This window comes from Providencia sp., assembly GCF_052096715.1.
In the GTDB taxonomy this organism is placed as follows: domain Bacteria; phylum Pseudomonadota; class Gammaproteobacteria; order Enterobacterales; family Enterobacteriaceae; genus Providencia.
This window is the reverse complement of the sequence record NZ_JBQDNB010000002.1, coordinates 149017-163208: the sequence shown is the minus strand read 5'-3', so window position 1 is coordinate 163208 and position 14192 is coordinate 149017. Positions and strand designations below refer to the sequence as shown.

The following is a 14192-nucleotide window of genomic DNA, read 5'->3' as shown; positions in this document are numbered from 1 at the left end:
CTAAATTAACCCTTACCAAGGTGTTTTCTTTTCCCATTCTGGGTCAAAGCCGGCGCAAGCTTCAGCAACTTTTAAATAATCTGCATAACTTTCCGCTAATAAAATCGATGGAATATCTTTTAATTCAATATAACGTCTATTCCAAGAGCTCTGCGGAGACTGTTCAAAACTTAATGAATACAAAACAGCGGGAATATTTTCTTCCGGTACATAGCTGCCACTAAATTCAATATAGACGTAAAAATCTAAGCTTGGGAAATGCTTATAATAATGACAAAAACTACCGCCATCCTCGGCTTGACCACGTTGATAACCCATTTTCGTGAGTACACCACGTAGGGTGAACGTATCTGTTATCCAGCCTTTTCGATCTTCGATTTCATTAAGCGTTAGGTCTAAATCAGGAATTCTATGTACCATTTGTGAAAATAAAAATTTCACTTTGTAATCTTTAAAATGGGCTATCCATCCGTTGCTTTCTTCTTCAGAAATTAACGCCGCATGCGCTAATTTAATAAAAGAATTCGCACTTAATGTCACTTCATCATCATCAATATTAAGCAAGCAACCATCGTCTGAAGGACGAAATACATTGATAACTTTGTCATCATTTACTTCCATCCAAACGAGTTTTTCAATCAGACCACGCATTATTGGGTGAGTTTGAATATATTCCTGCCAGTCTGATGTTGTCCAAAGACGCTCCGCACACATTGCTTCATAAAGGCGCGCAGTTTGTAGTTCAATGACTTGTTTTAATTCTTTTTTACTTGAGGTCAGCAGTTTTTTGGATTCTTTTATTTTATCTTCATCATCAGTTTTACGTGCTGCCGGCAATGCTTTAATTTCTTTCCCTTCTGGGTTGAAGAGCACCAATTTTTGCTGAGCATCAAGTTTTGCCGTAAAGTTGCGGTCGCCATACTCAAGAAGCAGCGTACCCGTTTCATCCATTCCTGCGGTTGGAATAGTACGGTCGGCTAGCTCATCTGCACTCCAACCATTACGCTGTGCAATTTGAGTGACCAAACCTCGCGCTTTTTCTTGAACTGAAGCCGTACGATAACGGCGAGATAATGACAGTAATAATTGAATAATCAGTGGATCATTGCTCGTTGCAATAGCATCAATCATTGCTTCAATTTGTGCGCGTCGTTGATAATGATCTCGCATATAATTACGCAATGCGGTAACAGCAATATGTCCTTCAATACCACAAATTAATGCCAACATTCCTTTATCGCTGATAGCTGAACCTAAATACCGGCGCAGCACTTCACCTTTAATTTCATTAATGGTTTGTTCAAGCGTGAAATTTTCATATTTAGCATAATATTCAGGCCAGCGTTTAAGGCTACTTTGGTAATTAGCTAGTCTTTGTGGTGCATTTTGTTCAGCTTCCGCCATTGCCTCTTCCAATGATGGACCTGCCGTATCCTGGTAGATAAAACTATTTAAAATAAAGTTACCTAAATGACGTTGGCTTTCGACTGATAATAAACTGATATAACGTTGTAATAATCCATTCCCAGCAGGCATTTTTAATTTCACCGCTAGAATGATCCACCACCGAATAATATCACCATCCACGGGCTTATTATTTTGCCATGTCAGCGTAGGAATACTGTCTAAATTAAACCATGCCATGCTAGCTGGCGCCTTGGCCTTTAATCCTTTTTGCGCTTCAGCTAATAGGACTTTTGGCGACAAATAACTTGAAATATCTTCATCAAATTGTTCTAACGCGGTTAACAGTGCCGCACGAACAACTTCCCTTTTCTCTTTTTTCAATAAATCATACAGTGGCTTTAAAGAATCAGGGTGTTTCAGACGCGCTAGCCACTCAATAGCAGTGACACGAATTTCTTGTTTACCTGAATCTAATCCTTCAGCTGCATTGAGATGAATATTAGGTAAAGTTTCAAGTAAAGTTTGCGCATTTAAGCGATGCGTTTTATTTTCACCAAGAGCAAGCTCCATGATTCGAGGTATAAATCGCGCAGAAATTTTAGGTAACATAGCTAAAACTTTAATCGCATTAGTTGCATCATATTCTTGATATGAACGCTGAACCTGTTGCTGAGGAATTAAACCTAATGCTTCCGCTAAAAAATCAGAGTATTGGGTAAAGAATGGCCAAACTTGCTCTGAACGAGAAAATAGTGATAAACCATCTGCATAAGAACGTAAACATAAATCTGCAATCAAACGTTTTGCATCTTTAAAACGACAACATTCGAGCACTAATTCAAATTGGCGTAGTTCCAATTGGCCAATAATACGTGGAGGTATCCCTTGGCTCACTTGATATTGAGATAAAAACTCAACTTGAGAACGATTATTATTAATCAGACGTAATGCATGAAACAACGTAAATTCTGGAAGATTGGTAATGCGCTCTTTATATTTAACGATATTGTGTTCATCATTCGTTATAGGCTCTTTACCTAAATTTAGCTTATCAAGAATTTTACTGACTTCTTTTATGCTATTTTTTTGGAATTCTTTGTAATGTTTTTGAGACCAATTATAATTATGTTTTTGGTTTTTATTCTCTTCAATCTCACGCTCAGCATTTTCTTTTGCTTTTAATAACATCTCATTGAAATTATTAACTAATAATTCTCTAGCGCTTTCGGGAAGTGGCGTATCTGCCAATTCAATAATTGGCGGTAATTCAATTTCGTTAACTTCACTCGCAGTATCCATCACATCAAAGCGAGAAATGGCACTTTCAATGCTTTTAATAACCGTTTTATTTGTTTCGACCTTAAGCGACTGTTCCAGTGTTTCTCTGTACTTACCAATACGCGCAAATAGATCCGCTGCCTGAGTTCGCTGCTTTGGCGTTCCCTCTAGTAAGACATGAGTTAAATGAATTTTAACTGAATTTTCAGGTAAGATAGCCATAATAGGTTCAGCGGCCGAACGCACTGTTTTTAATGCACTCGTAGCAAAAATAACTAATATATCCGCAAAGGCGGAATAAAGGTCTTTATCCTTTTTTAACGTATTAATAAGTTGAATTTGTCCTGCTGCGGATAAATTTTTAATTAACGTTTGCTTGATAAAATCTTGCTCAGCTAAAAGATATTCTTTAAATCCTGGAATAACAAATAAACGATTAAGGTTATCATAATGATAATCAGATAGGTTCTGTCTATCAAAAATGGCATATAGAATATTATTCGCGGGCTTATCCGTTTCTTTTTCAATAATTTCTGCCAATAAATTAAAACTCCAGTATTTGCGATGTTCTAATTTACTCTCTCGTGAATTATCAAATGTTTTCGCAAAAGCATCACCTAAAAGATAGATAACCCATGATGGAAGCTCTTGAGTAAATAACTTAATATTCAAGTCTTGGCAGGCAGCGGCGAGTACTTTGGCAAATCTAGCAACCTGAGATGCTGTTATTTCAGCACCAACTTTTGCATACATTTTGTGACGAGCATTCATTCCTTGACGTATGACCTTTGAATACGGATTAGTATCAAAGTTATTACTTCCCCACCACCAATCAACTGTCCCTGGCTTATCCAGCAATTGAATTGCTTTTTCATTATCTAATTGGCTTAATTTAACCAGTATTTCAGGCGATTTGCCTTCAATAATATATTCCAATATTTCCTTAGGTAACTTTTCATCAAATACACAAAAAGGTAAAAGTGTTTCTTGTATAGCCTGCTCGGCGATTTTAGACTCTTTTTTGCCAAAAATAGACAATAAGTTAAAGGTAATTTTAGCCACGTTAGATCCCTGAAAGTATTTATATAACAACTTCTTACCATTTATTATTTATCGTCACAATTTGATTATTCTTAATCGTTTTTTAATCAGAAGTTTCCATACCATAACTCGTGGCTTTTTATTCTAACAATTTTGAAATTAATTTTAATTTAATCCTAAAAATCAGCTGATATCGATTATTAACTTCAAGCTAACACGTAAAATAACATTTATGTTCAAAGAGTTAATATCACAATTTGCACTGCTTTTAGTGATAATTGATATACCTAAAATAGAATATTTCTGCTCAAAGCACTATTTTTCTACTGTTTAATTTATGACAGAAAGACACTTGACTAAACACATAGTCTAATAATAGACTATAAATCTAATCAACTTAATAAGACGAGGTAATCTGTGAGTCAATCTATTTTATATACGAATGCTCCTGACCTTATTTCACCACGAGGCCATTATTCTCATTGTGTTAGCGCAAATGGTTTTGTTTTTATTTCTGGGCAATTACCTGTCGACTCACTAGGTGTAGTAAAAGCTCACTGTTCATTTGCAGAACAGGCAAAGCTCGTATTATCAAATTTAACGGCTTGTCTAACTGCCGCTGAAATAACAACACAGCACTTAGTACAAGTCCGTGTTTATATTGCGGACATGAATAATTGGCCTGTATTCAATGAAATTTATGCGCAGTGGATTGGTAATTTCCGACCAGCGCGGGCCGTCGCAGGTGTTTCAGAATTACATTTTGGATCTGCTATTGAGATAGAGGCAACTGCAATAATAGCTTAGATATTCAATACTTTATGAGGTATAAACATGACAGACTTAATTTTACCAACTTATCAAGATGTAGAAGCCGCTGCACAACGCATTAAACCATATGCAACTAAAACACCCGTCATGACATCAAGAACGGCTAACCAACAATTTGGGGCTGAATTATTTTTCAAATGTGAAAATTTTCAGCGTATGGGTGCATTTAAATTTCGCGGTGCATTTAATGCGTTATCACAATTTACCCCAGAACAAAAAAAAGCGGGCGTTATCGCATTCTCTTCTGGCAATCATGCACAAGGCGTTGCACTTGCAGCGCAACTTCTTAATATTCCTGCCACTATATTAATGCCAATTGATGCACCTGACGTTAAAGTTGCAGCAACTGAGGGGTATGGTGCGACAGTCATTCGATTTGATCGTTATACAGAAGATAGGGAACAATTATGCCAAACCTTAGCTAAAAAACACGGCTATACCCTGATTCCACCATTTGATCACCCTCATATTATTGCAGGACAAGGAACCGCAGCAAAAGAGTTAATTGAGGAAGTCGGTGAGTTGGATGCATTATTTGTTTGTTTAGGTGGCGGTGGATTATTATCGGGTTGTGCATTAGCTGCGAAGAAACTCTCTCCTAACTGCAAAATTTATGGCGTAGAACCGGAAGCTGGGAATGATGCTCAGCAATCCTTCCGCGCAGGAAAAATCATTCATATCAATACACCCAATACCATTGCAGATGGTGCGCAAACACAACATATCGGCCAATATACATTTGCCCTTATTCAAAAAAATGTGGATGACATTTTAACCGCAACAGATGGGCAATTAATTGAATGTATGAAATTTTATGCAGAACGTATGAAAATGGTAGTAGAGCCAACCGGCTGCCTTTCTTTTGCTGCGGCGATCGCCCAAAAGGAACAATTGCAGGGTAAGCGTGTGGGTATTATTGTTAGCGGTGGTAATGTTGACATCAAACATTTTGCACAACTAATCTCACAATAGCAGCGAATTATTGCTGGCTTATAATATGCAAATAATAGTCGTTAATAACGAACGGTTTCTCCTTCATCTATTAGCAAATATAAAAATAGGTTAAAATTAAACAAAGACTGTTAGATGAAGGGGTTATTAATGCCAAATGATAAAGAAAATACGTTACTTGCACAAATAGATACCATTGCTAAAGGACTCAGTGAGACATTAGCCCCGTTTTGTGAAGTTGTTGTTCATGATTTAAAAAATCCTGAGCACTCAATTTTATCTATTCATAACAATTTATCTGGTCGACTTGTAGGTGAACCTACCACCGAGCTTGGATTAGCTAGAATTCAGTCTTCTGATTTTCCTAACATCATCGCTAATTATACCAATCAATTTTCTGATGGACGTCCCGTTAAAAGTACATCTATTGGGATAAAAGATGATAATGGCGATTACATCGCAGCACTTTGCTTAAATTTAGATATGACGTTATTTAGAGGAATGCAAAGTATGTTGTCTCAATTTACTCAAGTCGGCACAAGCCCTATCAAAGAGCATATTGAACCTAATGGAACCGAAGCTATTCGATTACGCATTGACCAATTTGCTGCCGCTTTAGCGGCAACGCCTAGAACCTTGAAAGCCGAAGATAGAAAAGTATTGATAGAAGTACTGCGTAATGAAGGTTTACTAGATGTTAAAAAATCAATGGAAACGGTCGCCCAACATTTAGGGGTTTCTCGTGCATCTGTTTATTTGTATGCAAAAAAAGAAAGTTAAGAATAAAACTATCAGTCCCAAATTGCCTTACCTCCCCAATATTCGTCAAACAAATTCAAAAATTGACGAACTTTAGGGGGTAAATAACGCTTCGTAGGATAAAGTGCACAAATAGGATATTCTGGCTTGGAATACTCGCTTAACACAGGTATGAGATCACCTCTAGAAATATATTTACCCACTAAAAATGCACCTAGCTGGCATATTCCATGCCCTTTTAAAGCGACATCCAGTATAGCTTCAGTGTCATTAAGCAATAATCGCCCTTTTGTTAAGTAACGTTGGTAGCCTTGTTCTGTATTGAATTGCCAAGGTACTGAGTTACCCCGATGACGAAATGAAAGAGTTTTATGGTTTTTCAACTCATTAATATTCGTTGGAATTCCGTAATTTTTTATATATTCAGGGGATGCACAGGTAATAAAACGATGAGGTGCCAATATTTTTCGGACTAACCTATTATCATCATTACCACCAATTCGGATCGCAATATCAAAACCTTCGCCAATAAGATCGCAATAATTGTCAGAAAGATCCATGTCAATTTGAACTTCAGGCCAACGTTGAAGGTAAATTTGTATTAAAGGCAATATGTATTGTCGCCCCAAAACAATAGGTGCCGTTATACGTAATAGCCCTCTAGGCTCCAACTGACCTTGGCTTAATATATTTTCAACATTTTCAACCTCATATAATATTTTTAATGCAGACTCATAAACTGTATGCCCTTCATCACTTAGACTTATACTCCGGGTTGTACGATTTAATAAACGTACTTGTAACCGTGTTTCTAATCGTGCAATACATTTTCCCACTGCGGAACGAGAGATTTCTAACTTTTCAGATGACTTTGTAAAACTACTGGTTTCAACCACATCTACAAATACTTTTAAATCGAATAGATTATCCATAATTAATGATGATTTATTTGACACGATTTGTCCCCAATGAAGCAATGAATAGCATATTTATAAACAATACTCTCCCATATATGATCAGCTGACAAGTCAAATTACATTTGGAATCAAGATGTCTTTAAATTCATCCATAGGGTCTTCATCAAATAATTATCAACATTCTTGGAAAGCAGTACTTGCTGCTACACTTGCCACCTTTACAGTCGTGACCACAGAAATGCTCCCAATTGGTTTATTAAATCCAATTGCAGCACAATATTTAGTATCAACCAGCACTGCTGGCCTATTAATGACACTACCCGCAATAATTGCAGCAATCAGTGCTCCAATTATTATCTTATTTACTCGAACTTTAGACAGAAAGATAATCTTAGTATTTGGCGCATTTTTGCTAATGGCATGCAATTTAATTGCTGCATTTACACCTCATTTTAGTCTATTGCTTATTAGCCGAGCCTTTGTAGGTATATGTATTGGAATTATTTGGTCAATTGCGGGTGGAATAGCGCCACGCCTTGTTCCGCCAAAAAAAGTAAGTCTTGCAACCTCATTGATATTTGGCGGTGTCGCAGCCGCATCTGTTATTGGTGTTCCTCTAAGCGTTTTCATTGGCGAATGGTTAGGTTGGCGTAAAGCATTCCTCTTAATGGGTAGCTTATCTTTTACTTTGACATTATTATTAATGTATTATTTGCCCCCTCTTCCTGTGCAATCAATACCTACAATAAAGGCTTTTATATATCAAATTAAGAGACCAATTATTTATATCGCATTATTAATAACTTTCTTATTAGTTTCTGGTCATTTTTTAGTATTTACTTATATTAGACCTTTACTATTAAGCAGTGATATCTCTGGCGAAAAACTCGGTATTATTTTATTACTGTATGGAGTTTCAGGTATATTGGGTAACTTTATTTTTGGAATTAGTTCAAACTCACGGTTGCACTTATCTATAAGACTAATTATTACAGGTATTATTTTAGCACTAATAATATTTATTATAGCCCCCCTAAATATTATTAATACTAGCATTAATATGATCTTGTGGGGTATTTCATATGGAGGTGTTTCTGTAGCATTAATGACTTGGATGATCGCTAACAGTTCAAAAAACATTGAAATTACGAGTTCTCTTTATATCTCCATTTTCAATATTGGAATTGCTGCTGGCTCAGTATTAGGAAGCTTACTAATTGCACTTTCTGGAATAAATACAGTATTAATCATTGCTATAGTATTACTTTCTATCGCATTCTTATGTACAAAATAACATCTATATGAGAACTAACAGCAGGGGTTTAAAAATATTAATTATAGGTAATCTATCAATCCATTATGATATTCATGCTCTTTTATTGATAATAATATTTCATTATTTAACTTAATATAATGTTATTTGTTATAATAATTAAAATAGCTCAAACTTATACTAAAAAATAGTCACTATTCTTGTTTATTATGATTAACTTTTAGGCTAACTTATTGGATAAATAACATAACTGTTTAGAACATGGATGAAAAATGACTACTAACCAACAAATCTCGCTTTTCTATGATGCCTTTGGTATCGAGACAAACCCTGCTGTTGTTTTGATCCCAGGTTTAGGTGGGCATAACATTAGCTGGACCGAAGATTTTTGCCAACAAATAGCCAAGGCTGGGTTTTATATTATTCGCATTGATAACCGTGATGCAGGGTTATCGCCACATTTCAACGATTCCCCTCCTATTGATTTAAACGAATTGGTACAAAAATTACAAAATGGGGAAAAAGTTGAGGTTCCGTATACTCTATTTGATATGGCTGATGATGTTATTCACCTTTTAAACTCTTTATCAATTAACAAAGCCCATGTAATTGGTCGCTCAATGGGAGGAATAATCGCGCAATTAGTCGCTGCAAAAGCGCCAGAGCGTATTATTAGTTTATGTCCAATTATGTCCTCAACGGGCAATCCAAGCTTACCGCAAAGTGAACCAGATGTTCTGGATATGCTAATCAGGCCAAGTATTAATCCAAAAGAAGACATTGATGGCTATTTAAATGGCCAATTAGTATTTTATCGCCGAATTAGTTCATCAAGTTGTCCATTTGATGAAGAATATTATCGTGATTATATTTTACAAGCATTGGCTCGAAATTACTCGCCACAAGGAACTACACGCCAAATAGTTGCAGTCATAGTCACTGGTGATATTCGCCCATATTTAGTGAATATTACGGCACCTACATTAGTGATTCATGGTTCTATTGATCCGCTATTTCCTTTAGCTGCGGGTCAAGATATTGCACATAATATTGCGAATGCAACACTAGAAATTATTGATGGAATGGGACATGAAACCCCGCCTGCTTTAAATTCTAATATTGCTAATTTAATTATTACTCATCTACAAAATGCGTCACATTCATAAATATTAAAAAGGCCCATTCAGGGCCTTTAAAATCAATATAGAAAAGCTAAATTACTCACTCTATAGCCAACCTTGTTTCTTATGTTGAGTACAAATTGGGCAAGTTTTATTATCAGCTGTCCATGAAAAGAATGGCAACTGACAAGTATGACATTTAGCGTCATAGTATTGAAAAATCAGGGGTTCACTATTTTTAGCGACATGTTCATGTACATGAATTGATTTTGGAAAACAGACAACTTGACAGCTCATACAACCTGTACAACGTTTATCATCCAAATAAAATTGGTTATCGCCAATCTCAATCGCATTTTCATCACAAACTTTGGCACATGCACCACATAAAATACAACTTGCTACATCTAATTCAATATGAAACCAACTATCTTCTGGATAAAATTGTTTTCTTGCATTTAATCCTGTTTTAACTACACCTTTATCTAAAGGTTTTTGATCTAACTTTTGACGAAATAGCATCATACGACGCCCACTGTCAACTTCTGGCGGTTGAACAATTATTAATTGCCAAATAGGTTCTTGTAAGGTTTTTAATTTAATATTCAAAGCTGCAAGGGTTGGAAGCCACTTATCAACCAATGGCGAGGAAATTTGTATACCACGAATTTGATACTGACGATGCCAAACAATTAATTCTTCCGTTGTTGCTAATGGTTCATCGTGATTAATCATTAGATAATTATTTTGATATGTGCGCTCGTGAGGAGTAATGTTTTCAATCGCATCAACTGGACAAGAAAATAAACAGTTACCACATTGAAAACACAGCTCATTATCAATTTTGGCATTCATCTGTGTAAATGAAATTGCCCCAACTGGGCAACTGGATGCACAATTATCACAAACACTATTTTTTAAGCGCTTTCTAACACAGTTACTATTAATAACAGGTTCGGGGGGAAGATCTAGATTCATAAAACGCTGCATAATTCTTCCGCTCCATTTTTAATAAAAATATATTTGCCATAAGTCGTATAGTTAGAATCTTTATCGAAAACCTATACAAGTTACCTAAATATATTAACGTAAAAAGCCTATAACAAAGATGATTTAAGCTAAAAACAATGCGATTAATCACCACATGATACAAAAAAAATAATATTTTCTATTGAGTTATGATGGCTCTACACGCGAGTATATTTATTTGTTCCGAAATTTGTTCAATCAACGAAGGGTCTAATTCTCTTTTTTCTAATCTTTTTAGTACAGATTTTCGAGCAATGACAAAACCTAATATCTGTCCTATCAAGGCATGAGCAATAATAATTGCAGTTTGTTTATCGTGATGAGTAATAAACTGAACAAGATCTGACAATCTTACATGGAACGGGGCAATAAATTCATTAAAAATAATTTCTGCATTTTCAGTAGGCTCAAGTTGCTCTCTAAGAATCAATACTGAGTAATATTCACGCTCAGGTGCAAGTAATGCACGGCTTAGCCCATTCATTAATAACTTAATTAACATTTCTGCCTTTTGAGCGTCACATTGTGATTGTGTACGTATCTGTGTAAATTGTGAATCAAAAATTTCAACGTTACTCTCCCTAGCCAGTTCAGTCGCAATTTTACGGATAACAGCTGTATAGACGCCCAATTTTCCACCCATATGATAAGGAATTGCCGATTGGTTTACACCCGCATTTTCAGCAAGTTGGCGTGTTCTTACGCCATTAATACCATGAAGAGCAAATAATTTGATCCCTTCATTTATCAGTTTTTCTTTAGTCAACTCAGATGAAAGTATATTTTTATTTATTTCAGTCATATACAGCCGTTATCCTATTTAATTACACATCTGCACGCATTAGATGAGTTGAATTATTATTAAGTTCAATACCTTTGTCTTTTCCGACTATCACAGTACCGCCTAGATTACACAAATGGTAATCAAAAGCACAATTAGGTTCAAATGCAAATGTCATCCCAGCTTTTAATACTAATTCGCGCCCAGGATTAGGAAGACGACTCACATGACCATATTTTTGTGCTAATGGCAGCACTTCAATTCCGGGAGCTGTCCCAAAACCAATAGGACCATATGGATTAATACTATGGATAAGTGGATGTACATGCCACCCTTTTGCCTGTAAAAGCGGTTTCTCCATTTTATCAACCAATTCGCCGAATGTGATCCCTTCTTTTAAATTTTCCACGCCAATTTCATAGCACTCCCTCGATACTTTTGCTGCTCGCTCAATTTCTGGATGTATTTTCCCTACAGCAACTGCGGCTTGATGCTGTGTCTCATACATGCCATACAATGCAAATATTTCAGTCAGAACAATATCGCCCAATTGTATTTCACGAGGTTTTTGTGATCGATATTGCCAAGCGGGCTGCCCCCAACCAATATATTCAGGTCCTGACCCCATTAATATTTCAGCAGTAAATCCCCCCATTGACAGGCACGTTGCGGTCACTGCTGCTGCTATATCAGCTTCTGTATTTCCAGGTATTGCAGTGATCCTCATGGCCTCGCTCATTGCTTCACCAATCATAGCGGCATGCTTAATATGTAAGATTTCTTCTTCACTTTTAATCGATGCGAGTTGGAAAAAAGATTTATAAACTGGAATGAAATTTACATTAGGGAGTTTTTCTTTAATGCCTGAAAGTGTATTGAACGGCATAGCTCCATCGAAATAAAATGGTGGGTAAGGCTCTAACCCAATAACACCAATATTTGCATGAGCAGATACACCTAAATCAATTAGAATTTGACCAATATTTCGCCCTGTTTTACCAACCATTATTTGCTCTGGAGATATCCACTGCATATCCCCTCTTATTGAAGCTTGCATATGATCAGCGACCATCATAGGCGCAAATGTAACAACAATGGGGTCCTTTTCTTGATGAAATAACACGACAGAACCTAATCTGTCGTTAGTAAAATAGTGGTCAATACAAAATGGAGCAGGTGCTGCTGATTCTCTATCTCCATAAATCATCAAAGTTTCGAGATTATTTTCTCGCATGATTTGCCTTGCTAACGCCCATCGTCTATCACGTTCACTTAATGTAAATGCCGCAGGAATCGATATATTTTTCATGGTTACCTCTACGTGTTTATTTAATTTAATTCATTCGAATGAATTAAATATAGGCACAAAAAAAAGAATGTCAAATATATTCATAGAATTTTACTTCATAAATTTGCCCCGATTATTTTTTAAAATAACAAAAATCAAGAAGTAATTTATATTAATCAGTAAGATACTTTGCTTTTAATCCCTCAAAAAATTCAATATAAAACTCTATAGTATATAGAATCAATTATTTCCCTTATAATTATTCAATAATCTATTATCACTTCAATGCCTGTTATTAAACGGTGTAACTGAATTCTTCAATTTCCACATTAAACGAAGGTCTGTATATGAATAATTTTGAGTTTTACAACCCAACACGTATCGTTTTTGGTGAAGGTAAAGTCGCAGAATTGAATCGATTGGTGCCTAAAAATGCCAAAGTTCTTATTTTATTTGGTGGTGAAAGTGCAAGAAAAACAGGTACATTAGATGAGGTTGAGCATGCCCTTGGTGATAGAGAATTTGGGCTATTTGGCGGTATTGAAGCTAACCCCCGCTATGAAACCCTGATAAAGGCTGTCGATAAAATAGAACAGGAAGGATTTGATTTTTTACTGGCTGTAGGTGGAGGTTCGGTTATTGATGGCACTAAATTTGTTGCGGCAGCAGTTAATTACCCAGGTGATAAATGGGAAGTTGTTACCAGTGGCGGCACAACAATTAAAACAGCACTTCCTTTTGGTACGGTATTAACTCTACCCGCTACCGGTTCTGAAATGAATAAAGGTTCAGTGATCACTCGTACAGAATTACAGTCAAAATTAGCATTTATGAGTGATAAAGTTTTCCCTCAATTTTCAATTTTAGACCCAGTCAAAACTTATACATTACCACCAAGCCAAATAAGCAATGGTGTAGTCGATGCTTTTGTTCACATCGTAGAACAGTATTTAACCTATCCAGTAAATGCTAATGTGCAAGATGTTTTTGCTGAAGGCTTACTCAAGACATTAATTGAAATTGGTCCCAAAGCATTAGAAACGCCAAAAGATTATGATATTCGAGCAAATTTGATGTGGACAGCAACATTAGCGCTCAATGGTTTAATTGGTGCTGGTGTACCTCAAGATTGGTCAACACATATGCTAGGCCATGAAATTACCGTACTTTATGGTTTAGACCATGCTCAAACATTAGCGATTGTATTGCCTTCGATGTTGATTGAAAAATTGCCACAAAAACAAGCTAAACTTGCTCAATATGCTGAACAAGTTTGGGGAATATCACAAGGCACTGAAAAAGAAAAAGCTCTCAAAGCTATTGAGTTAACGCGTGAGTTCTTCGAAAAAATGCAGGTTGGAACCCGCTTTATTGACTATAATTTAACGCAAGATGTTATTGAACCATTGGTAAAAAGCTTAGAAATACACAACATGGTCACCTTAGGTGAACATCAGGATATTACACCAGAAGTTAGCCGCCGAGTTTATATGGCTGCATTATAGTTAAACGTAAA

Annotated in this window: 11 protein-coding genes; 6 read left to right on the top strand and 5 right to left on the bottom strand. The window is 36.0% G+C overall.

Going from position 1 to position 14192, the window contains the following annotated elements:
- Nucleotides 1-12: 12 nt before the first annotated feature.
- Complete coding sequence (locus ACTH6U_RS02510) at nucleotides 13-3747, bottom strand: DUF4132 domain-containing protein (protein ID WP_441831515.1); 3735 nt, start codon at nucleotides 3745-3747, stop codon at nucleotides 13-15.
- 396 nt (nucleotides 3748-4143) lie between these two features.
- Between ACTH6U_RS02510 and ACTH6U_RS02505 the strand changes: the two genes are divergently transcribed.
- The 3 genes from ACTH6U_RS02505 to ACTH6U_RS02495 all read left to right on the top strand — a co-directional run bounded on the left by ACTH6U_RS02505 (nucleotide 4144) and on the right by ACTH6U_RS02495 (nucleotide 6288).
- Nucleotides 4144-4533: a RidA family protein gene (locus tag ACTH6U_RS02505; protein ID WP_294103795.1), complete on the top strand. Its 390-nt coding sequence runs from the start codon at nucleotides 4144-4146 to the stop codon at nucleotides 4531-4533.
- Between the two features lie 27 nt (nucleotides 4534-4560).
- On the top strand, nucleotides 4561-5529 hold the full coding sequence (locus ACTH6U_RS02500; RefSeq protein WP_441831514.1) for a threo-3-hydroxy-L-aspartate ammonia-lyase: 969 nt from the start codon (nucleotides 4561-4563) through the stop codon (nucleotides 5527-5529).
- Between the two features lie 129 nt (nucleotides 5530-5658).
- Nucleotides 5659-6288 carry a helix-turn-helix transcriptional regulator gene (locus tag ACTH6U_RS02495; RefSeq protein ID WP_294103791.1) on the top strand — a complete coding sequence of 210 codons (630 nt, stop codon included), beginning with the start codon at nucleotides 5659-5661 and terminating at the stop codon, nucleotides 6286-6288.
- Between the two features lie 11 nt (nucleotides 6289-6299).
- Here the strand turns inward: ACTH6U_RS02495 and ACTH6U_RS02490 are convergent, their stop codons facing one another.
- Entirely contained in the window at nucleotides 6300-7223 is a 924-nt protein-coding gene (locus tag ACTH6U_RS02490) for a LysR family transcriptional regulator (RefSeq protein ID WP_336429145.1), read from the bottom strand.
- Between the two features lie 94 nt (nucleotides 7224-7317).
- Between ACTH6U_RS02490 and ACTH6U_RS02485 the strand changes: the two genes are divergently transcribed.
- Together ACTH6U_RS02485 and ACTH6U_RS02480 are read left to right on the top strand one after the other, a co-directional pair.
- Complete coding sequence (locus tag ACTH6U_RS02485; RefSeq protein ID WP_441831513.1) at nucleotides 7318-8478, top strand: MFS transporter; 1161 nt, start codon at nucleotides 7318-7320, stop codon at nucleotides 8476-8478.
- Between the two features lie 251 nt (nucleotides 8479-8729).
- A complete protein-coding gene (locus ACTH6U_RS02480) occupies nucleotides 8730-9623 on the top strand; it encodes an alpha/beta fold hydrolase (RefSeq protein ID WP_294103784.1) in 894 nt (297 codons plus the stop codon).
- A 60-nt stretch (nucleotides 9624-9683) separates the two neighbouring features.
- On the opposite strand, the gene ACTH6U_RS02475 is transcribed toward ACTH6U_RS02480, so the two are convergent.
- The 3 genes from ACTH6U_RS02475 to ACTH6U_RS02465 all read right to left on the bottom strand — a co-directional run bounded on the left by ACTH6U_RS02475 (nucleotide 9684) and on the right by ACTH6U_RS02465 (nucleotide 12697).
- Nucleotides 9684-10568 (bottom strand): 4Fe-4S binding protein, encoded by an 885-nt coding sequence (locus tag ACTH6U_RS02475; protein ID WP_441831512.1) that lies wholly within the window; start codon nucleotides 10566-10568, stop codon nucleotides 9684-9686.
- A 178-nt stretch (nucleotides 10569-10746) separates the two neighbouring features.
- Nucleotides 10747-11409 (bottom strand): CerR family C-terminal domain-containing protein, encoded by a 663-nt coding sequence (locus ACTH6U_RS02470; protein WP_294103780.1) that lies wholly within the window; start codon nucleotides 11407-11409, stop codon nucleotides 10747-10749.
- 22 nt (nucleotides 11410-11431) lie between these two features.
- Nucleotides 11432-12697, bottom strand: a complete 1266-nt coding sequence (locus tag ACTH6U_RS02465; protein ID WP_441831511.1) for a M24 family metallopeptidase — start codon at nucleotides 12695-12697, stop codon at nucleotides 11432-11434.
- A gap of 326 nt (nucleotides 12698-13023) precedes the next feature.
- On the opposite strand from ACTH6U_RS02465, the gene ACTH6U_RS02460 reads away from it, so the two are divergent.
- On the top strand, nucleotides 13024-14181 hold the full coding sequence (locus tag ACTH6U_RS02460; RefSeq protein ID WP_441831510.1) for an iron-containing alcohol dehydrogenase: 1158 nt from the start codon (nucleotides 13024-13026) through the stop codon (nucleotides 14179-14181).
- Nucleotides 14182-14192: the final 11 nt, after the last annotated feature.